Annotated in this window: 20 protein-coding genes and 1 tRNA gene; 14 read left to right on the top strand and 7 right to left on the bottom strand. The window is 73.4% G+C overall.

Annotation, left to right across the window (positions count from 1 at the left end):
• Positions 1 to 110: 110 nt before the first annotated feature.
• Positions 111 to 195 (bottom strand) — tRNA-Leu (locus tag ABEE00_RS07750).
• 143 nt (positions 196 to 338) lie between these two features.
• On the opposite strand from ABEE00_RS07750, the gene ABEE00_RS07755 reads away from it, so the two are divergent.
• The 3 genes from ABEE00_RS07755 to ABEE00_RS07765 all read left to right on the top strand — a co-directional run bounded on the left by ABEE00_RS07755 (position 339) and on the right by ABEE00_RS07765 (position 3,015).
• Positions 339 to 1,676: a M20/M25/M40 family metallo-hydrolase gene (locus tag ABEE00_RS07755; protein ID WP_345744543.1), complete on the top strand. Its 1,338-nt coding sequence runs from the start codon at positions 339 to 341 to the stop codon at positions 1,674 to 1,676.
• A gap of 252 nt (positions 1,677 to 1,928) precedes the next feature.
• Positions 1,929 to 2,162 carry a chaplin gene (locus ABEE00_RS07760; protein ID WP_345744544.1) on the top strand — a complete coding sequence of 78 codons (234 nt, stop codon included), beginning with the start codon at positions 1,929 to 1,931 and terminating at the stop codon, positions 2,160 to 2,162.
• Between the two features lie 154 nt (positions 2,163 to 2,316).
• Positions 2,317 to 3,015 (top strand): chaplin, encoded by a 699-nt coding sequence (locus ABEE00_RS07765; RefSeq protein ID WP_345744545.1) that lies wholly within the window; start codon positions 2,317 to 2,319, stop codon positions 3,013 to 3,015.
• Positions 3,016 to 3,076: 61 nt separating this feature from the next.
• On the opposite strand, the gene ABEE00_RS07770 is transcribed toward ABEE00_RS07765, so the two are convergent.
• The gene (locus ABEE00_RS07770; RefSeq protein WP_345744546.1) at positions 3,077 to 3,265 is read right to left on the bottom strand and encodes a DUF5703 family protein; all 189 of its coding nucleotides are present in this window, start codon (positions 3,263 to 3,265) and stop codon (positions 3,077 to 3,079) included.
• A 47-nt stretch (positions 3,266 to 3,312) separates the two neighbouring features.
• On the opposite strand from ABEE00_RS07770, the gene ABEE00_RS07775 reads away from it, so the two are divergent.
• Complete coding sequence (locus tag ABEE00_RS07775) at positions 3,313 to 4,026, top strand: hypothetical protein (RefSeq protein WP_345744547.1); 714 nt, start codon at positions 3,313 to 3,315, stop codon at positions 4,024 to 4,026.
• A 63-nt stretch (positions 4,027 to 4,089) separates the two neighbouring features.
• Here the strand turns inward: ABEE00_RS07775 and ABEE00_RS07780 are convergent, their stop codons facing one another.
• A complete protein-coding gene (locus tag ABEE00_RS07780; protein ID WP_345744548.1) occupies positions 4,090 to 6,210 on the bottom strand; it encodes a helix-hairpin-helix domain-containing protein in 2,121 nt (706 codons plus the stop codon).
• Positions 6,207 to 7,190, bottom strand: coding sequence for an aldo/keto reductase (locus ABEE00_RS07785; RefSeq protein ID WP_345744549.1), 984 nt, complete (start codon positions 7,188 to 7,190; stop codon positions 6,207 to 6,209). Before ABEE00_RS07785 ends, ABEE00_RS07780 begins: the two co-directional genes overlap by 4 nt.
• Positions 7,191 to 7,266: 76 nt before the next feature.
• Between ABEE00_RS07785 and ABEE00_RS07790 the strand changes: the two genes are divergently transcribed.
• Positions 7,267 to 8,322 (top strand): LLM class F420-dependent oxidoreductase, encoded by a 1,056-nt coding sequence (locus ABEE00_RS07790; protein WP_345744550.1) that lies wholly within the window; start codon positions 7,267 to 7,269, stop codon positions 8,320 to 8,322.
• 229 nt (positions 8,323 to 8,551) lie between these two features.
• Complete coding sequence (locus ABEE00_RS07795) at positions 8,552 to 9,340, top strand: ferritin-like domain-containing protein (protein ID WP_345744551.1); 789 nt, start codon at positions 8,552 to 8,554, stop codon at positions 9,338 to 9,340.
• A gap of 33 nt (positions 9,341 to 9,373) precedes the next feature.
• Here the strand turns inward: ABEE00_RS07795 and corA are convergent, their stop codons facing one another.
• Positions 9,374 to 10,363: a magnesium/cobalt transporter CorA gene (gene corA / locus ABEE00_RS07800; RefSeq protein ID WP_345744552.1), complete on the bottom strand. Its 990-nt coding sequence runs from the start codon at positions 10,361 to 10,363 to the stop codon at positions 9,374 to 9,376.
• A 68-nt stretch (positions 10,364 to 10,431) separates the two neighbouring features.
• Between corA and ABEE00_RS07805 the strand changes: the two genes are divergently transcribed.
• The 4 genes from ABEE00_RS07805 (at position 10,432) to mshC (ending at position 14,008) form a co-directional block, all read left to right on the top strand.
• The gene (locus ABEE00_RS07805) at positions 10,432 to 11,196 is read left to right on the top strand and encodes a histidine phosphatase family protein (RefSeq protein WP_345744553.1); all 765 of its coding nucleotides are present in this window, start codon (positions 10,432 to 10,434) and stop codon (positions 11,194 to 11,196) included.
• 68 nt (positions 11,197 to 11,264) lie between these two features.
• Positions 11,265 to 11,858, top strand: coding sequence for a DUF3090 domain-containing protein (locus ABEE00_RS07810; protein ID WP_345744554.1), 594 nt, complete (start codon positions 11,265 to 11,267; stop codon positions 11,856 to 11,858).
• Positions 11,819 to 12,703: an SCO1664 family protein gene (locus ABEE00_RS07815; protein WP_451918517.1), complete on the top strand. Its 885-nt coding sequence runs from the start codon at positions 11,819 to 11,821 to the stop codon at positions 12,701 to 12,703. Before ABEE00_RS07810 ends, ABEE00_RS07815 begins: the two co-directional genes overlap by 40 nt.
• Positions 12,704 to 12,778: 75 nt before the next feature.
• The gene (gene mshC / locus ABEE00_RS07820) at positions 12,779 to 14,008 is read left to right on the top strand and encodes a cysteine--1-D-myo-inosityl 2-amino-2-deoxy-alpha-D-glucopyranoside ligase (protein WP_345744556.1); all 1,230 of its coding nucleotides are present in this window, start codon (positions 12,779 to 12,781) and stop codon (positions 14,006 to 14,008) included.
• Between the two features lie 84 nt (positions 14,009 to 14,092).
• Here the strand turns inward: mshC and ABEE00_RS07825 are convergent, their stop codons facing one another.
• Positions 14,093 to 15,013, bottom strand: a complete 921-nt coding sequence (locus ABEE00_RS07825) for a PAC2 family protein (RefSeq protein ID WP_345744557.1) — start codon at positions 15,011 to 15,013, stop codon at positions 14,093 to 14,095.
• A gap of 328 nt (positions 15,014 to 15,341) precedes the next feature.
• Here ABEE00_RS07825 and ABEE00_RS07830 point away from each other — a divergent pair, with 328 nt between their 5' ends.
• The 4 genes from ABEE00_RS07830 to ABEE00_RS07845 all read left to right on the top strand — a co-directional run bounded on the left by ABEE00_RS07830 (position 15,342) and on the right by ABEE00_RS07845 (position 19,400).
• Entirely contained in the window at positions 15,342 to 16,658 is a 1,317-nt protein-coding gene (locus tag ABEE00_RS07830; protein ID WP_345744965.1) for an enolase C-terminal domain-like protein, read from the top strand.
• A gap of 95 nt (positions 16,659 to 16,753) precedes the next feature.
• Positions 16,754 to 17,500 carry an SDR family NAD(P)-dependent oxidoreductase gene (locus tag ABEE00_RS07835; RefSeq protein ID WP_345744966.1) on the top strand — a complete coding sequence of 249 codons (747 nt, stop codon included), beginning with the start codon at positions 16,754 to 16,756 and terminating at the stop codon, positions 17,498 to 17,500.
• On the top strand, positions 17,497 to 18,552 hold the full coding sequence (locus tag ABEE00_RS07840; RefSeq protein WP_345744558.1) for an aldo/keto reductase: 1,056 nt from the start codon (positions 17,497 to 17,499) through the stop codon (positions 18,550 to 18,552). Before ABEE00_RS07835 ends, ABEE00_RS07840 begins: the two co-directional genes overlap by 4 nt.
• Positions 18,553 to 18,563: 11 nt before the next feature.
• Positions 18,564 to 19,400: an amidohydrolase family protein gene (locus tag ABEE00_RS07845; protein WP_345744967.1), complete on the top strand. Its 837-nt coding sequence runs from the start codon at positions 18,564 to 18,566 to the stop codon at positions 19,398 to 19,400.
• A gap of 97 nt (positions 19,401 to 19,497) precedes the next feature.
• Here the strand turns inward: ABEE00_RS07845 and ABEE00_RS07850 are convergent, their stop codons facing one another.
• Positions 19,498 to 21,111, bottom strand: coding sequence for a glycerol-3-phosphate dehydrogenase/oxidase (locus ABEE00_RS07850; protein WP_345744559.1), 1,614 nt, complete (start codon positions 21,109 to 21,111; stop codon positions 19,498 to 19,500).
• Between the last annotated feature and the right edge of the window lie 5 nt (positions 21,112 to 21,116).

Raw genomic sequence — 21,116 nt, forward strand, 5'->3', positions numbered from 1 at the left:
GCACACGGGCGGGGTCTCCCGGCTGTTGGGGCGGCCCCAAACAAAAAAACACACCCCCCGGGGGTTGTGGCCCGACGCGCGCCCCACACCACCCGTTGGCGTAGTGGTCGTGTCGGGAGGGGGACTTGAACCCCCACGCCCTGTAAAGGGCACTAGCACCTCAAGCTAGCGCGTCTGCCATTCCGCCACCCCGACGTGGTGGCCCCGCGGTCTCGGCCGCGGCGACGTACACAACTTTAGCACCCTGTGAGGGGTGCTCGATCACGTCGACCTGGCCTTGGGGCGGGCGGGGGGAAGCGGGAGGATGGGGCGACGAGAACGCGATACGAGGAGGCAGCGTGAGCCAGTCGAATCCGGCGTCGGACAGTGCGGGCGTGAACGCCGAGAGTGAGGTTGTCGATCTCTGCCGCGATCTCATCCGGATCGACACCAGCAACTACGGTCCTGACCAGGACGGGCCGGGCGAGCGCCGTGCCGCCGAGTACGTGGCGGAGAAGCTGGCCGAGGTGGGGATCGAGCCGCAGATCATCGAGTCCCGGCCCGGACGCGCCTCGACCGTCGCGCGCATCGAGGGCGAGGACAGCTCCCGCCCCGCGCTGCTCATCCACGGGCACACCGACGTCGTACCGGCGAACGCCGACGACTGGACGCACCACCCCTTCTCCGGGGAGATCGTCGACGACTGCGTCTGGGGGCGCGGCGCCGTCGACATGAAGGACATGGACGCGATGACGCTCGCCGTGGTGCGCGAGCGCATGCGCAGCGGGCGGAAGCCTCCGCGTGACGTGGTCCTCGCGTTCCTGGCGGACGAGGAGGCCGGGGGTGTGTACGGGGCGCGGCACCTCGTGGACAACCACCGGGACGTGTTCGAGGGCGTGACCGAGGCCATCGGCGAGGTCGGCGGCTTCTCCTTCACGGTCAACGACAACCTGCGGCTGTATCTGGTCGAGACGGCGCAGAAGGGCATGCACTGGATGCGGCTCACCGTGGACGGCACCGCCGGGCACGGGTCGATGACCAACGACGACAACGCGATCACCGAGCTGTGCGAGGCCGTCGGGCGGCTGGGCCGGCACAAGTGGCCGGTGCGCGTGACGAAGACCGTGCGCTCCTTCCTGGACGAGCTGTCCGACGCGCTCGGCGTCGAGCTCGACCCGGAGAACATGGAGGAGACCCTCGCCAAGCTCGGCGGCATCGCGAAGATCATCGGTGCCACGCTGAACAACACAGCGGCCCCCACCCAGCTCGGCGCCGGCTACAAGGTCAACGTCATCCCGGGCCAGGCCACGGCCCACGTCGACGGCCGCTTCCTGCCGGGGTACGAGGAGGAGTTCCTGGCCGACCTGGACCGGCTCCTCGGCCCCCGCGTACGCCGCGAGGACGTGCACGCCGACAAGGCGCTGGAGACCGGCTTCGACGGCGCGCTGGTGAACGCGATGCAGTCCTCGCTCCAGGCCGAGGACCCGATCGCGAAGGCGGTGCCGTACATGCTGTCCGGCGGCACCGACGCCAAGTCCTTCGACGATCTCGGGATCCGCTGCTTCGGGTTCGCGCCGCTGAAGCTGCCGCCGGAGCTGGACTTCGCCGGGATGTTCCACGGCGTCGACGAGCGGGTGCCGGTGGACGGGCTGAAGTTCGGCACGCGCGTGCTGGACCGCTTCCTCGACCAGAGCTGAGCAGAGCTGAGCGCCCGGCCGGGTGCCCCCTGGTGCGCGGTCGCCGCGCGGGCGGTCGTACGAGCCGATAGGCCTTCGTGCGTACGGTCCGTCCGCGCGTCAACCGCGGAAACGGAACATCAGGTTTCGATCATCCGTGCCCCGCTGACCGGACGGGTGAAGTTGGCGCCGTACACGTAGCCCCCGTTCGCTCTTCCTCGTTACACGGTGTGCGGTCCGCGGCTGGGATCGCATTGCCAATGAGGAGGAACAATGATCAAGAAGGTTGTCGCTGCTGCGGCTGCCACCGGTGGCCTCGTGCTCGCTGGCGCGGGCATGGCCGTTGCCGACTCGGGCGCGCAGGGCGCTGCCGTGGGGTCCCCCGGCGTCATCTCGGGCAACAACGCCCAGATCCCGGTCCACATCCCGATCAACGCGTGCGGCAACTCGATCAACGTCGTCGGGCTGCTGAACCCCGCCTTCGGCAACACCTGCGCGAACGGCTGACGACCGCCGTCACCGCGTGAGGACATCGCCTTACGGCCCCGGAGCGCGCATCCGCGCTCCGGGGCCGTCGGGTCTCTCGGGGCGTTGCGATCAGCGTTCTTTCGCACAGCACTCGCCCACCAGCAAGGCAGAAGGCAAGGCAGGGGATCGAACCATGCGACAGGTCACCAAGAAGGGCCTGCTCACCGTTGTCGCGGCCAGTGGCGTGCTCGCCATGTCCGGCGGCATGGCACAGGCCGACTCCGGCGCCGAAGGGGGGTCGACGGGCTCGCCCGGCGTGCTGTCGGGCAACTCCCTGGAGGCGCCGCTCGATGTGCCGGTGAACGCCTGCGGCAACACCGCGAACGTGATCGCGGCACTCAACCCGGCCTCCGGGAACGGCTGCGAGAACGGCGGCTCGGCCGAGACCGGCGGCCCCGGGCAGGACCGCGGCGGCGCGCCGAACGGGCAGGGTTCGGGGCACTCGCCGGAGCACGGGGGCGGTGGGCACTCCTCGCCCGGCAGCGGTGCGGGCGAGGACCGCGGGGGCGGCGGGAGTCCGGCGCCGGACCCGAGCGGCGGCGGTGGCCCCGCGCCCAACGGCGGCGGAGCGGAGCACGCCTCCGACCCGCAGCAGGGGCCGGCGCCGGAGGGCGGCGGCTCGCCGCAGCACCGGCCCGCCGAGGTGCGCGGCTCCGAGCCGGTCCGTGCGGAGCCCGCGCAGGCTCCGGCGCGGAGCGCGGGGCCGCAGCTGGCGGAGACCGGCTCCGACTTCGGCGTGCAGTACATGGCGCCGCTGGGCGCCGGCCTGCTCGTCGGCGGCTACGTGCTCTACCGGCGCGGCCGCAGGATGCAGGCGGCCGCGCGCCACTGAGCGGCGCGCCGGATACGCGAGCGACGGCGGAGCGGGCCCCGCGGAGGGGCCCGCTCCGCCGTCACCATGTGGCGCGCAGCTGGCGGATGATGCGGCGCCGCAGCCGCACCCTCCGGCTTCCGTCCGGATAGAGGCGGGTGCGGGCCAACTCCCAGTGCCCGTACTCGGCGTGCTCCGTCAGGAGCTTGGTCGCGGCTCTGCGCGAAGTACCGCGAGGGACGTACACATCACGAAATTCGTATTCCGGCATCGCATCTATTGTGCGGGCAGCGGCCCTCTGCGGATAGCGTCTGCACTATGTCTGATGCTGCGCAGCCCACCGCTGCCGACGTACGTGCCGCCGCCGACGCGGTCAAGGCCGCGCTGGACCGCCATCTCGAGGCCGTCGAACGGCGGGCCGGGGCGGCTGAGGACGCTGCGGACGACGAGCAGGCCGCCCGGAACGGCGCGGAGGCCGACGCCGCCGTCTATGCGGCCTTCGACGCGCTGGCCGCCGCGGGCGAGCGCTACGACGAGCTGCTGTACGAGGCCTATGACGAGGTCACGCCCTTCGAGATCCCGGGCCCCGGCAGCGAGGCGATGCCGCCGTACGCGGGGCCCGACGAGCCCCATGCGCTGACCGTCCTGATCCGCAGGGACTACACGGTGGCGCACCCGCAGCGGATGCTGACCCAGGCGCAGCGGGTCACCGACCTGGACCCGGAGTCGGCGGACGACGACGGGATCGCGGGGTCCTCGGCGGGCAGCAGCGTGTACGCGGCGCTGGGCGTGCTGTTCGGGGAGTACGAGCCGGACGAGATCGCCACCCGGCACAAGGAGTTCGGCCTCGAAGAGGGAGACTCCACGCTGTGGGTGGTGGCCTCGGAGGAGCCGAGCGAGCCGGGGGAGTGGCTGACGGCGCCCTTCGACCAGGCGGATCCCGAGCAGGTGGTGTGCCGCTTCGACGTGAGCTCCGCCTTCGACGACGAGGAGCTGCTGGACGACGAGGACCGGCACGGCGGCGTCCCGTAAGCAACGGGCCGTCACAGGAGATCCCTGCGGGGCCCGGGGCTCGACCCCCGGGCCCCGCGCGGCTCATGCCGCCGGGCCCGCCGTCTCCGCCGCCGGTGCTGCCGCCTCGCGTGCCGCCTGGGCCAGCAGGCCGCGCAGCCGGGTGCTGCGCTCGGGCACATGGGCCGACTGCACGGCGCGGGGCAGCGCGTCCTCCACGCCGTGCACCACGGACAGATGGCGCTCGCCGCGGCCGAAGGCGGTGTAGACCCACTCGCGGGTGAGCCCCGGGGCCGCGTCGCCGGGCAGCACGACGACGGCGGCGGGCCAGCGGGAGCCGGCCGCCTGATGGGCCGTCACCGCCCAGCCGTGCCGCACGGTCTGCGCCACCCGCTTCTTGGGGACGGTCAGCTGCCGCCCCGCGCAGTTCAGTTGGAGCCCCGTCTCGTCGGCGGAGACCACGGAGCCCAGCGCGGTGCGCCCGGGAGCGGGGGAGTGGGCCACCCTGTCGCCGGGGTCGAAGCCGCCGAAGCGCCCGGGGCCCGGGTTGATCCGCTCCTTGAGCGCGGCGTTGAGGGCGCGGGTGCCGGCGGGGCCTCCGTGGCCGACGGTCACCACCTGGGTGCGCTCGGAGGGGACGCCGATGGCGCGGGGCACCGAGTCGGCGACGAGCTGCACGGTGCGGTGCACCGCCTCGCCCGGATCGCGCACCGGGACGATCACGACCTCCTTGCCGGGCGCCTCGACCTGCTGGAGCTCGCCGATGCCGATGCCGGAGACCAGCTCGCCGACCGGTCCCGGATCCGGCGTACGGGAGGCGAGGACCGGGCAGGTGCGGGCCGCCAGCACGTCGGCGAACACCCGCCCGGGGCCCGCCGAGCCGAGCACCTGCGGGTCGCCGCTGAGCACCAGCCGCGCGCCGTCGGGCAGCGACTCGACGAGGGCCGCGGCGGTCTCGGCGTCGAGCTGCGGGGCGTCGCACACGGTCAGGACGTCCAGCTCCCATGCGCCGTACTCACCGCGTGCCGGGCCCTCGCGCCCCGCGAGCAGTCCGGCGACGGTGAGCACGGCCTCCTCGCCGCCGTCGCCCAACTGGCGTGCCAGGCGCAGCCGTCCGTTCTCCGTGTGCGCCGCGGCGTACGCGCGCAGGCCCAGCCCCCGTGCCGCGGCGACCAGCGCGGCCGGCTCGGCGCGCGCTGCCTCGCCGCCGGTGTGCGCGACCAGTCCGTGTCCGGCGGCCGCGCGGATCAGCTCGGCGGCGGAGGGGGAGGGGGCTGCCTGTGCGGCCTCCTCCCAGGCTTCGGCGGTCGGCGCGGGCGGGGCGCCGCCCTCCTGGGCGCCCTCTTGAGCGTCGGCGGCCTCCGAGGGGTCCTCGCCCGCGCCCTCCTCGGTCGCCGCGCCTTCCTCGGCCTGCTGTGCCGCTCCTGCCTCCTCCGGTACGCGGAAGGTGCTGGTGAGGCGGGCCAGGCCGTCGGCGACGGTCTCCTCGGCCAGGGCATAGCGGTCGAGGCCCATCGACATGCGTACGGGCCGCTCCTCCTCGGCGTCCTCGCCCTCGCCCGCGTCCCCGGCGGCGGGGGCCGCAGCGCCCGTGCCCGCAGCGCCTGCGCCCGACGCCCCCGCGCCCGACGCTCCCGCACCGCCCTCCTCCAGCGCGTCCTCGAAGACCAGCACGGCGCCCTCGTCCACCGCGCCGCGCACCGCCTCCTCGGGGTCGGGGACGCCGTACTGCTCAAGGGCCTTGGTCAGAGCGCCGGGCTCCAGGACCGTGTGCCCCTTGCGCGCGGCGTCCTCCAGCACGCGCACCGCCATGGCCCGCACCCGGCGCCCGTCCTCCGGTCCGCACTCCTCGCCGAGCAGCGCACGCGCGAAGCCGTCGGCCTGCTCGGGGCGCACCTCCCGCACCGCGAGGAGCTGCCACGGGTCGGCGCGCAGCACCTCGGCCGCCTGCGCGCCGAGCGCCTCGGCGACCTGCGGGGCCAGCTCGCCGGGGGCGCCGCCCTCGGCCAGCAGCGCGGGCACGTCCTCGGGGACCGGGACGGGCCCGGCGTCCTCGGGGCGCGGCGCAGGGGTGGCGGCGGGGCGCTCGGCGGCGCGGGGCGCGGGGGCCTGCTGCGGCGCGGTGAAGAAGGAGGCAGCGGATGCCTCGCCGCTCTCCACCGCGCGCACGGCCGCGAGGAGTTCCGCTGCCTTGTCGTTCGTCACAGCTCGCTCCAGTCGTGGTCGGGATAGCGGTGCACCGGAGCCGACACGTCGTCCAGCGCCCGGCGGATTTCGTCTGGAAGACTAAGCCCCTCCACTGACAATGCCTCCGTGAGCTGCTGCGACGTCCGCGCGCCGAGGAGCGGGGCGGCCACTGCCGGCCGGTCGCGCACCCAGGCGAGTGCCACCTGGAGCGGGGTGACGGCCAGGCCGTCGGCCGCCGTGGTGACCGCGTCGGTGATCCGTTCCGCCTCCTCGTCCAGATACGGGGAGACGAAAGCCCCCATGGTCTCGGACGCGCCCCGCGAGCCCGGCGGCGCCCCGTTCCTGTACTTGCCGGTGAGCACCCCGCGGCCCAGCGGCGACGAGGGCAGCAGCCCGAGCCCCAAGTCCTGCGCCGCGGGCAGCACTTCGCGCTCCACGCCGCGCTGGAGCAGCGAGTACTCCATCTGCGTGCTGGAGAGCCTCGTCCGCACACCCGGGGCGCCGAGCTGCCAGGCGGCGGCCTTGGCGAGCTGCCAGCCGCTGAAGTTGGACACCCCGACATAGCGGGCCCGGCCCGAGGCCACCGCGATGTCCAGCGCCTGGAGGGTCTCGTCGAGCGGGGTGAGCGGGTCGAAGGCGTGCACCTGCCACAGGTCGACGTAGTCGGTGCCGAGCCGGTCCAGCGAGGCGTCGAGCGCGTCCAGCAGGTGGCCGCGCGAGCAGTCGAAGCGGCGGCGCGCGTCGGGCACGCAGCCCGCCTTGGTGGCGACGACGAGGTCGCGGCGCGGGACCAGCCCGCTCAGCAGCCTGCCCAGGAGGTACTCGGAGCCGCCGTCCGCATAGACGTCGGCGGTGTCCACCAGGGTGCCGCCGGCCTCCCAGAAGGTCTTCAGCAGCTCGGCCGCTTCGTGCTCCCCGGTGTCCCGCGCCCAGGTCAGCGTGCCGAGTCCGAGACGGGACACGCGCAGCCCCGTATGGCCGAGATGGCGTTGCTCCATGGCCGTTGAGGTTACTTGCGGCCCCGCGCTAGAGTCCCGGCGACAGGGACGTTACTGATCAGTAAGGGGACGCGCCATGCGACTCGGGATCAACCTCGGCTACTGGGGCGCCGGGATGGACGCGGACAACCTCGCGGTCGCCCAGGAGGCCGACCGGCTCGGGTACGACGTGTGCTGGGCGGCCGAGGCGTACGGATCCGACGCCGCCACCGTGCTGACCTGGGTCGCGGCCCAGACCGAGAGCATCGACGTGGGCTCCGCGATCTTCCAGATCCCGGCCCGCGCGCCCGCGATGACCGCCATGACGGCGGCCACCCTGGACACCCTGAGCGGCGGCCGCTTCCGGCTCGGCCTCGGCGTCTCGGGCCCGCAGGTCTCCGAGGGCTGGTACGGGGTGAAGTTCGACAAGCCGCTGGCCCGCACCCGCGAGTACGTGGAGATCATCCGCAAGGCCATGTCCCGGGAGCGGCTGGCGCACGAGGGCGAGCACTGGACGCTGCCGCTGCCGGACGGGCCCGGCAAGCCGATCAAGATGACCGTGCACCCCGTACGCGACGAGATCCCGCTCTACATCGCCGCGATCGGCCCCAAGAACCTGGAGCAGACCGGCGAGATCGCGGACGGCGCGCTGCTGATCTTCTTCTCGCCCGAGCACGCCGAGGACACCACGCTGCGGCACCTGCGCGCCGGGCGGGAGAAGGCGGGCAAGGACATGACCGGCTTCGACGTCGTACCGACCGTGCCGATGGCGGTCGGGGACGACCCGGCGGCGCTGGCCAACCAGTTCCGCCCGTACACGGCGCTGTACGTGGGCGGCATGGGCAGCCGCAAGCAGAACTTCTACAACCGGCTCGCGCAGCGCATGGGGTACGAGAAGGAGGCCGCCGAGATCCAGGACAAGTACCTGGCGAAGGACAAGGAGGGCGCGGCGGCCGCCGTCCCGCACGAGCTCATCGACTCCACCACGCTGCTCGGCCCGGTCGAGCGCATCGCCGACCGCATGCAGGCGTACGCGGAGGCCGGGGTGACCACGCTGTCGCTGGCGCCCGCGGGCTTCTCCCTGGAGGAGCGGCTGACCTCGCTGCGCGCGGGCGTGGAGGCCGTGGAGCGGGCCGGGCTCGCGGAGTCCTGAGGGGCGCCCGCCCAGGGGGCTGAGGGCATTATTGCGGCCGTGGTGGGGGCTCGGGGTCTTCCCCGCCACGGCCGTCACGGTGCACAACGCCCCGTCTACGCCGGTGGTTACGCCCCGGCGGCACCAACGCGCTCCATCGTTCGGCGCAGATGCGGGGCGGCCCTGTTGCCCGCCGGTGGCCACGGCATTTGACTCATTCTTCGCGGATGTCGCGTACGGAGGTGCAGTCATGCTGTCGGCCCGAAGCCTGTTCCAGGAGATCATCGACAACGACGAGTCGTTCCGGCTCTTCTGCTCCATCGCCGCCGCGGGGGAGGCCCAGGGCGGCTGGGAGAACGGGCGGATCGCGGCGCTGCTGCCCGACTCGCAGCGCGCCCTCGCGCCCAAGGTCGCCCGGCACGGCTGGGACGAGGACAAGCACGGCCGGATCTTCAACGCGCTGCTCCAGAAGCGCGGGCTCGAACCCGCCGAGGTCCCCGAGGACGCCGACTACACGATGCTGCTGGAGGGCCTGGGCATCGGCCTCGCGCACGAGAAGCTGCGCCGCGACGAGCAGCTCACCGAGCACGACGTGCTGGCCTACCTCGCGCACAGCCGGATCACCGAGCAGCGGGCGGCGGAGCAGATGGAGATGCTGCGCAAGCACTTCATGGACCACCCGGAGATCGGCCGCGCGGTGCGGATGATCTGCCAGGACGAGGAGAACCACCTCGCCTACTGCCACGAGGAACTGCTCCGGCTCTCCCGTGAGGGGCACGAGAACGAGATCCGGCAGCTCCTGCGCGAGAGCGTCCGCGTGGAGCTGCGCACCTACCGCGACGTGAGCCTCGCGGTCATGTCCCGCATGGCCCGCATCCTGCGCTGGTCACGCCCCAAGCTGGCGGCCCTCACGCTCGGCATCCACGCCATGTACGTGATCGAGCGGCTCGGCGGCTGGCGGAAGCTGACCGTGCTGCGGATGCCGGAGCACCGCAACGCGCTGGGCGGTCCGGCCGGTTCGGCCCCCGAATTCGCCTGAGCCCGGGCGCCCGGGTCCGCGCCGCGCCCGGGTCTACAGCCAGCCGCGCTTCTTGAACCAGCGGTACAGGCCCACGCACAGCCCCGCGATCACGGCCAGGACCACGGGGTAGCTCCACTGCCAGTGGAGCTCCGGCATGTGGTCGAAGTTCATCCCGTACACCCCGGCAATGGCGGTCGGGATGGCGAACATGGCGGCCCACGCGGAGATCTTGCGCATGTCGTCGTTCTGCTGCACGCCCATCTGCGCCAGGTCGGCCGAGAGGATGTCGGACAGCAGCCTGTCCAGGGCCTCCACCTGCTCGTTCACCCGGGTCAGATGGTCGCCGACATCGCGGAAGAACGGCCGCGAGCGGTCGTCGACGAAGGGGATGCCCGCGCCCGAGAGCCGCGCCATCGGCTCGGCCAGCGGCCCCGTGGCCCGGCGGAACTCCAGCACCTGCCGCTTGAACTCGTAGATCCGGTTGGCGATCCCGTGGCCCGCCCTGGACGGCGCGAACACCGCCTCCTCCAGCGCCTCCAGGTCGTCGTGGAGGTCGGTGACCACCTCCAGGTAGTGGTCCACGACCGCGTCGCTCACCCCGTACATCACCGCGGTCGGGCCGTGCCGCAGCACCTCGGGGTCCTCCTCCAGACGCCTGCGCACGCTGCCCAGCGGGTTGGCCGCGCCGTGCCGCACGGTCACCACGAAGCAGTCGCCGACGAACACCATCAGCTCGTCGGCCGTCACCGCCTGGGTCTCCTCGTCGTACGAGGTCGGCTTCAGCACCAGGAAGAGCGAGTCGTCGTAGATCTCCAGCTTGGGCCGCTGGTGGGCGTGCAGCGCGTCCTCGACGGCCAGCGGGTGCAGGCCGAATTCGCTGGTCACCCGGTTGAATTCGGTCTCGGTCGGCTCGTGCAGGCCGATCCACAGGAAGGCGTCGCCGGCCTGCCGCGCCTCGTTCAGCGCGGCCGCGAAGTCGGACGGGCCCTCGGTGCGGACGCCCTCCCGGTAGATGGCGCAATCGACGATCACCTGTCGCAAGGTACCCCGCGGGGCGCGGGACACAACCGCTGTGCCGCGTCCGTGGAGGCTGACCTAGGGTGGCGGGCATGCCCACGCTGATCCTCGTACGGCACGGACGCTCCACGGCCAACACCGAGGGGCTGCTCGCCGGCTGGACCCCCGGTGTCGCGCTCGACGAGCACGGCAGGACGCAGGCCGAGGGGCTGCCCGAGCGGCTCGCCTCCGTACCGCTGGCCACCGCCGTCAGCAGCCCGCTGCAGCGCTGCCGCGAGACCCTCGCGCCGCTGGCGTACGCGCGGCCCGAGCTGGCCGTGCCGCACCAGGACGAGCGGATCGGCGAGTGCGACTACGGCGACTGGAGCGGCCGCAAGCTCTCCGAGCTGGGCGAGGAGCCGCTGATGACCACCGTGCAGCAGCACCCCTCGGCGGCCGCCTTCCCGGGCGGTGAGTCGATGCGCGGGATGCAGAACCGCGCGGTGGAGGCCGTACGGGACTGGAACGCGCGCGTCGCGGCCGAGCACGGCGAGAACGCGGCCTATCTGATGTGCTCGCACGGCGACATCATCAAGGCGATCGTGGCCGACGCGCTGGGCATGCACCTCGACCTGTTCCAGCGGATCTCCGTGGGCCCCTGCTCGGTCACCGCGATCCGCTACACCCCGCTGCGGCCCTTCCTGCTGCGGCTCGGCGACACCGGGGAGCTTGGTTCGCTGGCCCCGCCGGAGGAGGCCGCGGGGGAGCGGTCGGGAGAGGCCGGCGGTGCGGCGGACGGAGCGGCCGGCGGGGACGGCGGCGCGCAGGGCTCCGGCGGGGACGCGCAGGGCAACGCCGCTGTGGGGGGCGGCGTGTAAGCGCGATGATCGGCCCGGGCAGTAGGGTGCCCATTGACCGAGAAGTCGACGACTCAACGGAGCAGGACGTGTCCCGTCAGGTGTTCCACTACGACCAGCCGGACCGATTCGTCGCCGGCACGGTCGGTCTGCCCGGGCGGCGCACCTTCTATCTCCAGGCGTCAGCCGCGGGCCGCACCACCAGCGTCGCCCTGGAGAAGGCACAGGTGGAGGCCCTCGCGGAGCGCATCGACGAGCTGCTGGACGAGGTGGTCCGGCGCTCCGGCGGCAATGCCCCGGTGCCCGCCGTGGCCCCGTCCGAGATCGACGACATGGCACCGCTCGAGTCCCCCGTCGAGGAGGAGTTCCGGGTCGGCACCATGGCCCTGGCCTGGGACGGCGACGGCGAGTGCATGGTCGTCGAGGCGCAGGCCATCGTCGAGATGGAGGCCGACTCCGACGAGGACCTGGCGGAGGCCGAGGAGCGGCTGCTCCAGGACGACGAGAACGGCCCGCCCATGCTGCGGGTCCGCCTCAGCGGCACCATGGCGCGCAACTTCGCCAAGCGCGCGCTGGAGGTGGTGAACGCGGGCCGCCCGCCGTGCCCGCTGTGCAGCCTCCCGCTGGACCCGGAGGGCCATGTGTGCCCCCGCCAGAACGGATACCGGCGCGGCGAAGAATGAGCGGCACCGGTGCGACCGACGAGGTCCTCCGGGTGCTCTCGCGGGGGGAGCTGACCGTACGGGGGAGGATCGGCGGCGCCTCGAACGCGGTGCTGTACTGCACCGCCGAGCACGAGGGCCGCGCCCTGGACTGCGTGTACAAGCCGGTGGCCGGCGAGCGTCCGCTGTGGGACTTCCCCGACGGGACGCTGGCGCAGCGCGAGGTCGCCGCGTACGAGGTGTCGCGGGCCGCCGGCTGGGACCTGGTGCCCCCGACCGTGCTGCGGGACGGGCCGTACGGGGAGGGCATGGTCCAGCTCTGGATCGAGGAGCCGGAGCCCGAGCCCGGGGAAGCCGACGGTGAGGACCAACCCGCTCCGGAACAGCCCCAGTTGCTCGCGCTCGTCGAGGGCGAACCCGGTGAGGGCTGGAAGCCGGTGGCGTTCGCCGAGGTCGGCGAGGGCCGCACGGCGCTGCTGGTGCACGCGGACGACGAGCGGCTGCGGCGGCTCGCGGTGCTCGACGCGGTCATCAACAACGGCGACCGCAAGGGCGGCCATCTGCTCACCGACGCGGAGGGGCGGCTGTGGGCCATCGACCACGGGGTCACCTTCAACGCCGACGACAAGCTGCGCACCCTCCTGTGGGGCTGGGCCGGCGAGGAGCTGACCGCCGAGGCGAGCGGGGTGCTGCGCCGTCTGGCCGCGGGGCTCGCGGAGGGCGGTGAGCTGGCGGAACGGCTGTCGGAGCTGATCACGGGGGCCGAGCTGGACGCCGTACGCAAGCGGACCGAGGCGATGCTCAGCACCGGGAAGCACCCCATGCCGAGCGGCGACTGGCCCGCTATTCCCTGGCCGCCTGTCTGATATCTCGCATCGCCTGTACGGACTGTGCGCGCACTCGTCCGATTACGGAACTGCGGTCCGGGTTAGGCTCGATGCATGCATGCCTGGCCCGCTTCCGAGGTCCCCGCCCTGCCTGGTCAGGGCCGCGACCTCGCGATCCACGACACCGCGACCGGCGGCCGCGTCACCCTCGCGCCCGGTCCCGTCGCCCGCATATACGTCTGCGGCATCACCCCGTACGACGCGACCCACCTCGGTCACGCGGCGACCTACAACGCGTTCGACCTCGTGCAGCGCGTGTGGCTCGACACCAAGCGGCAGGTGCAGTACATACAGAACGTCACCGACGTCGACGACCCCCTCCTGGAGCGGGCGAACGAGACCGGTGAGGACTGGGAGGCGCTCGCCGAGCGCGAAACCGCCCTGTTCCGCGAGGACATGACGGCCCTGCGGATGCTGCCGCCCGAGCACTTCGTCGGCGCGGTGGAGTCCATCCCGTGGATCGTTCCCATGGTGGAGCGGTTGCGCGAGCTGGGCGCCGCCTACGACCTCGACGGCGACGTGTACTTCTCGGTGGACGCCGACCCGCACTTCGGCGCGGTCTCCCGGCTGGACGCGGAAACGATGCGCCTGCTGTCGGCCGAGCGCGGCGGCGACCCGGAGCGCCCCGGCAAGAAGAACCCGCTCGACCCGCTGCTGTGGTCGGCCGTGCGCGAGGGCGAGCCCTCCTGGGACGGCGCCTCGCTCGGGGAGGGCCGCCCCGGCTGGCACATCGAGTGCGTGGCCATCGCGCTCCAGCACCTGGGCATGGGCTTCGACGTGCAGGGCGGCGGCTCCGACCTGGCCTTCCCGCACCACGAGATGGGCGCCTCGCACGCGCAGGCGCTGACCGCCGAGTTCCCGTTCGCGCAGAGCTATGTGCACGCCGGGATGGTCGGCCTCGACGGCGAGAAGATGTCCAAGTCCAAGGGCAACCTGGTGTTCGTCTCCGGGCTGCGCAAGGAGGGCGTGGACCCCGCCGCGATCCGGCTCTGTCTGCTCGCCAACCACTACAGGGACGACTGGGAGTACACCGAGGCGCACCTGGAGGAGGCCAAGTCCCGCCTGGAGCTCTGGCGTTCGGCCGTCTCCCGGCCCGACGGCCCCGCCGCCGAGGGCATGCTGGAGTCGGTGCGCGCCGCGCTCGCCGACGACCTCGACTCGCCCGCGGCGCTGCGCGCCGTGGACGCCTGGGCCGCCGAGCAGGAGCGCGCGGGCGGCGACGACGAGGGCGCGCCGGGCCTGGTCTCGCGCACGGTGGACGCGCTGCTGGGCGTCGCGCTGTAAGGCCTCTCCCGCCGTGAAACGGCCCCGGCTCCCCTCCTTGGGGGCCGGGGCCGTTTCACGTACACAGGAACTCGGCTGTCGCCGTCACTCCTCGTCCGGGTCCTGGTCCGGCGGGGGCTTGGGGCGGAAGTACGGGGGCGCCGCGTCGCCCGGTGCGTCGCGGCGGCGGAGATAGCGCTCGAACTCCTTTGCGATCGCCTCTCCTGACGCCTCGGGCAGCTCGGCGGTGTCCCGCGCCTCCTCCAGCGACTGCACGTACTCGGCCACCTCGGAGTCCTCGGCGGCGAGCTGGTCGACGCCCACCTGCCAGGCGCGCGCGTCCTCCGGGAGCTCGCCCTGCGGCACCCGGAGGCCGAGCAGGTCCTCCAGGCGGTTGATCAGCGCGAGCGTGGCCTTCGGATTGGGCGGCTGCGACACGTAGTGCGGGACCGCGGCCCACAGGCTCACCGCGGGCACCCCGGCGTGCGCGCACGCCTCCTGGAGGATGCCGACGATGCCGGTGGGGCCCTCGTACTTGGACTCCTCCAGGTTCATGGTGCGGGCCAGGTCCGGGTCCGAGGTGACGCCCGTGACGGGGACGGGGCGGGTGTGCGGGGTGTCGCCCAGCAGGGAGCCCAGCGCCACCACCATCTCGACGCCCAACTCGTGCGCGAAGCCGAGGATTTCGTTGCAGAACGAGCGCCACCGCATGCTCGGCTCGATCCCGCGCACCAGCACCAGATCGCGCGGGTTCCCCTTGCCGTCGGCGTCGTCGACGCGGACCACCGCCAGGCGCGTGGTCGGCCATGTGACCTTGCGTACGCCGTTGTCCAGCCACACCTGCGGCCTGTTGACCTGGAAGTCGTAGTAGTCCTCGGCGTCCAGCGCAGCGAACACCTCGCCCTTCCACTCCTTCTCCAGGTGTCCGACCGCCGTGGAGGCTGCGTCGCCGGCGTCGTTCCACCCCTCGAACGCGGCCACCATGACCGGGTCCACGAGCTCGGGAACCCCCTCAAGCTCGATCACCCAGCGCCTCCTTCCGGCCGGCGGGAGCGCCGCGCCCCGCACCGGCTGCCGTTCTTCTCGCGCGCCCCTCTCCTCAGGGCGCGCCGTGCAGCCCCCTAGCCTACGGCGTGACACGGTGCCCGCCGCAGCCCTCGGACGCGTCGGATGCGGACCTCCCGCGCCCCTCCCGGCGGCGCGTCGGACAGCGCCGTACGCAGGCGGCGGACCAGCGCGTACGGCGCCCCGGGACACCTCGGTCTCGGCCGCGTACGGGCCGTGCACACCTATGGACTCCGGGGAAACGGCGCGGTTATACATCGACCCCATGGCAGAAGTGGCGAAAGGTCCGATGTACCGCGTGACCGGCTTCGAACTGCACGACATCCGCTTCCCCACCTCCGAGCAGCTCGACGGCTCGGACGCGATGAACCCCGACCCCGACTACTCCGCCGCCTACGCGGTGCTGCGCACCGACGAGCCCGGGGGCCACGAGGGACACGGCTTCTGCTTCACGATCGGGCGCGGCAACGAGATCGTCGTCGCCGCCATGGAGGCGCTGCGCCCCTTCGTCGAGGGCCGCACCCTGGAGGAGGTCACCGGCGATCCGGGCGCCTTCCACCGCGAGCTGACCCGCGATTCGCAACTGCGCTGGCTCGGCCCCGAGAAGGGCGTCACGCACATGGCGGCGGGCGCCGTGGTGAACGCCGCATGGGACCTGGCAGCCAAGCGCGCGGGCCGCCCGCTGTGGGAGCACCTGGCCTCGCTGAGCCCCGAACGGCTCGTGGACCTCGTGGACTTCCGGCACATCCAGGACGCGCTCACCCCCGACGAGGCGCTGGAGATCCTGCGCGCCGCCGAGCCGGGCCGCGCCGAGCGGGCGGAGCTGCTGCGCGCCGAGGGCTATCCCGCGTACACCACCTCGCCCGGCTGGCTCGGATACGACGACGAGAAGCTGGTGCGCCTCGCCGGACAGGCCGTACGGGACGGATTCGGCATGGTCAAGCTGAAGGTCGGCGGGGATCCGGAGGACGACGCGCGGCGGATGCGGCTGGCGCGCGAGGCGGTCGGCCCCGGCGTGCGGATCGCGGTGGACGCCAACCAGCACTGGGATGTCGGCGAGGCGGTGCGGTGGATGGCCGGGCTCGCTCCGTACGACCCGCACTGGATCGAGGAGCCGGTGCACCCCGACGACGTGCTGGGGCACGCGGCGGTGCGCTCGGGCCAGCCGGTGCCGGTGGCGACCGGCGAACACGCGGCCAACCGCGTGGTGTTCAAGCAGCTCCTCCAGGCCGGCGCCGTGGACTACGTGCAGATCGACGCGGCGCGGGTGTCCGGGGTCAACGAGAACCTGGCGATCCTGCTGCTCGCCGCCAAATTCGGGGTGCCGGTGTGCCCGCACGCCGGGGGAGTGGGGCTGTGCGAGCTCGTGCAGCACCTGGCGATGTTCGACTTCGTGGCCGTCTCCGGCAGCAGGCAGAACCGGGTGATCGAGTACGTGGACCATCTGCACGAGCACTTCACCGACCCCGCCGTGGTGGAGAACGGCCGCTACCGCGCCCCGGAGGCGCCCGGCTTCTCCGCGCGGATGCGGCCCGAGACGCTGGCCGAGTACCGCTATCCGTACGGGCCGGTGTGGAGCGCGCGGCGTGCGGGAGCGGTCCGTTGAGCGGGGGAGGGCCCGTCTCCGGGTCCGCTTCCGGGGCCGCTTCCGAGCCCGCCGTGGGGCCTCGACCGGCTGCGTACGAGGCCGAGTTCGCCGGTATGTCGGCTCTGGTCACCGGGGGTGCGTCGGGGATCGGGGCCGCGGTGTCCTGGCTGCTGCTCGCGCGCGGTGCCCGTGTCGCGGTGCTGGACCGCGACCTCTCGGGGGCGCCCGAGGGGACCCTGCCGCTGAAGGCCGATGTGGCCGACGGCGAGGCGGTGCGCTCCGCCGTCGACCGCGCGGCACGCGAACTGGGCGGCCTGCACACGCTGGTGGGCAACGCCGGTATCGGCGCGGTCGGCACCGTGGAGGACACCGGGGACGCGGAGTGGCTGCGGCTGCTCGACGTCAACGTGCTCGGCCTGGTGCGCACGGCCCGCGCGGCGCTGCCCCATCTGCGCGCCGCGGCCGCCGGGGCGCCGGGCGGCGTCTCGATCACGTACACCTCCTCGATCGCGACCACCGCGGGGCTGCCGCAGCGCGCCGCCTACAGCGCGAGCAAGGGCGCCGTGCTGTCGCTGACCCGCGCGATGGCCGCCGACCACCTCCGCGAGGGGGTGCGGGTGAACTGCGTCAGCCCCGGCACGGCCGACACCCCGTGGGTCGCGCGGCTCCTGGATCAGGCGCCCGATCCGGTGGCTGAGCGCGCCGCGCTGGAGGCGCGGCAGCCGACCGGGCGGCTGGTGACCGCCGGCGAAGTCGCCGAGGCCGTCGCGTACTTGGCGAGCCCGCGCTCCTCCGCGGTCACCGGCACCTCGCTGGCGGTGGACGGCGGGATGGACGGGCTGCGGATGCGGCCGGAATGAGCGGGGAACGGCCGCCGGGGCCGCTGTGTACGGAGGCGGGACCGGTACTGCCCGCGCTCGGGCTCGGGTGCGCGCAGCTCGGCAATCTCGGCTCGCCGATGCCCGAGGAACGCGCGCACCGGATCGTGCACGCCGCGCTGGAGGGCGGCTGCCGCCTGCTGGACACCGCGCCGCACTACGGCGTCGGCCTCTCCGAGGAGCGGCTGGGCCGCGCGCTGTCCGGTGTGCCCAGGGACGGCTATCTGCTCTCCACCAAGGCGGGACGCAGGCTGCGGCCGCTCGCCCCCGGCGAACCGCCCGAGGACTGCGGCTTCGCCGGGACCCCCGCGCGGGCCCGCTTCTGGGACTTCAGCCGGGACGGCGTACGGCGCGGGCTCGAGGAGTCGCTGCGTCGCCTCGGTACCGACCATGCCGACATCGTGTATCTGCACGACGTGGAGAACCACGTGCGCGAGGTCCGCGAGACCGGCTATCCGGCCCTCGCCGCGCTGCGCGACGAGGGCATGGTGCGGCACATCGGCTTCGGCATGAACCTCAGCGGCGTACTGGCGCGCCTGGTCGCCGAGTTCGCGCCCGACGTCGTCCTGTGTGCGGGGCGCTGGACGCTGCTGGAGCGCACCGCGTACGACGACCTGCTGCCGGAGTGCGCGCGCCGCGGCACCCGGGTGGTGGCCGGCGGTGTCTACAACTCCGGGCTGCTCGCCGACCCCCGGCCCGGAGCGCACTACGACTACCGCCCGGCGCCGCCCGCGCTGCTGGAGCGCGCCCGCCGCGTCGCGGCCGTGTGCGGGCGCCACGGTGTGCCGCTGCGCGCCGCCGCGCTGCGCTTTCCCTTCGGGCACTCCGCGGTGGCCTCGGCCGTTGTGGGAGCGGGCACGCCGGAGGAAGTGGAGGACAACATCAGGATGTCCGGCCGCCCGGTGCCGGACGCGCTGTGGCACGAGCTGGTCGCCGAGGGCCTGCTGGACGGGGATCTGCCGCTGCCGTACGGGATGCCGCGCGGGGCGTCGTGCGGGGAGCCGTACGGGTCGTCGTGCGGGGAGGTCCGGTGACCGGAGAGCGCGTGCCGCGCGTCGACGCCCACCACCATCTGTGGGACACCTCGCGCCGCGAGCTGCCGTGGATGGACGGTCCCTGGGCGGACCCCATCCGCCGCACGTGGACCGAGGTCGACCTCGCCCCGCACCTGGACGCGTACGGGATCGGCGCGACGGTCGTGGTGCAGGCGGCCCCTTCGGAAGAGGAGACCCGTGAACTCCTCGCTCACGCGCGGCACTCGGCGCGCGTGGCCGCCGTCGTCGGCTGGGCCGACCTCACTCGCCTCGGCGCCCCCGGCGAACCCCCGCCGCCGCCCGGGCTCGCCGGCGTACGGCACCAGGTGCAGGACGAGCCCGACCCCGCGTGGCTGTGCCGCGCCGACGTACGCCGCGGGCTCGCCGCGCTCGCCGACGCCGGGCTGGTCTACGAACTGCTGGTCACGCCGCGCGAGTTGCCGGCGGCCGTGGCCACGGCCCGCGCGCTGCCCGGCCTCCGCTTCGTGCTCGACCACGCCGCGAAGCCGCCGATCGCGGAGGGCGGCTGGGAGCCGTGGGCACGCCTCGTACGCGAGCTGGCGGCGCTGCCCAACGTCGTCTGCAAACTCTCGGGCCTGGTCACAGAGGCCGCATGGCACACCTGGACCCCGGCAACGGTCCTCCCGTACGCCCGCCACGCCCTGGACACCTTCGGCCCCGACCGCCTCCTGTACGGCTCCGACTGGCCGGTATGCACCCTGTCCGCCGACTACACCGCCGTACACGCCCTGGCAGAAGCCACCACGACCGACCTGACCCCCACCGAACGAGCCGCGGTCTTCGGCGGCAACGCGGCGCGGGTGTACGGGATCACGGGGGCGGGGTGACGGCACTGGCGACGGGCTGAACGCCCGCGCACGCAGGAAGGGCGCGCTCCGGGGTGGGGGTCCCGGGGCGCGCCCTTCGGTTTTGCGGGGGAGGGGGTCAGCTCTTGCGCTGGGACAGGAGCTTCTCCACGCCGTCGCGGACCTCGTCGGTGTCCAGGCCGCGCACCATCAGGGTGGTGCGGCGGCGCAGCACGTCCTCGGCGGTCTCGGCCCACTCGTGGTCGCGCGCGTAGACGACCTGCGCCCAGATCTCCGGGCCATCGGGGTGGATGCGCTCACCCAGCGCCGGGTCCTCGTTCACGAGGCGGGCGATGTCGAAGGAGAGCGAGCCGTAGTGGGTGGCGAGCTGACGGGCCGTCAGCGGGTCCATGCGCACGCCCGGTTCGCGGTCCACCAGCAGCCGGTGCGCCACCGCGTTCGGGTTGGCGATGCCGGGCAGCGGGGTGCGCCGGACCAGGTCGCCGACCGGCGCCATGTCCTCGGCGAGCGCCCCGCCGTGCTCCTTCGCGAGCTTGTCGAGCACGGTCCGGCCGATGTGCCGGTACGTGGTCCACTTGCCGCCCGCGACGGACAGCATCCCGCCGCGGCCCTCGCTGACCACCGTCTCGCGCTTGGCCGACTCCACGCCGCCGGGGCCGCCCGGCAGCACGCGCAGGCCGGCGAACGCGTAGTTGATCAGGTCGCGGTCCAGGTGCTCGTCGCGCACCGAGAACGCCGCCTCGTCCAGGATCTGCTGGACGTCGGCCTCGGTCGCCGAGACCTCGCCGGGGTCGCCCTCGTACTTCTCGTCCGTGGTGCCCAGCAGGAGCTGGTCCTCCCACGGCAGCGCGAAGGTGATGCGGTACTTGTCGATCGGGGTGGCCATCGCGGCGCCCCACGGCGACTTCCGCTTGAGCACCAGGTGCGCGCCCTTGGACAGGCGGATGGAGGGGGCGGACCCGGAGTCCTCCATCTTGCGCAGGTGGTCGACCCACGGGCCCGTGGCGTTCAGCACCACGCGCGCGTTCACGCCGAACTCGGTGCCGTCCGTACGGTCCTTGAGCTCGGCGCCCGAGACCTGCCCGTTGTGGAAGCGCAGGCCGGTCACCTCGGCGTGGTTGAGCACCGTGGCGCCCGACTCGACCGCGGCGCGCACCGTCATGATGGCGACCCGCGAGTCGTTCATCTGGTGGTCGCCGTAGACCGCGACGGCCTTCAGGTTCTCGGTGCGCAGCGCCGGGTTGTCGGCCTGGGCCTTGGCCGGCGAGATGACCCGGCCCACGCCGTCGCCGAACGCGGACAGCGCGCTGTAGGCGAAGACGCCGGCGCCCAGCTTGGCCGCGCCGTGCGGGCCGCCCTTGTAGACGGGCAGGTAGAACGTGAGCGGGTTGACCAGGTGCGGGGCCACGTCCTTGGCCAGCACCCGGCGCTCGTGGTGGTTCTCCGCGACCAGCTTGACCGCACCGGTCTGGAGGTAACGCAGACCGCCGTGCACCAGCTTGGACGACGCGGAGGAGGTGGCGCCGGCGAAGTCGCCCGCGTCCACCATCGCGACCCGCAGCCCCGACTGCGCCGCATGCCAGGCCACCGAGGTGCCCAGGATGCCGCCGCCGATGACCAGCAGGTCGTACGTCGCGTTCGCGAGCTGCTCTCTGGCCTCGGCGCGGCCGGGGGTGGTGCCGGCAGCCGGGTGCGTCCCGAGGGTGGTGGGGACGCTCTGCAGGGATGTCATGGGTA

This window comes from Streptomyces odontomachicola, from assembly GCF_039605595.1.
Taxonomy (GTDB): Bacteria; Actinomycetota; Actinomycetes; order Streptomycetales; family Streptomycetaceae; genus Streptomyces.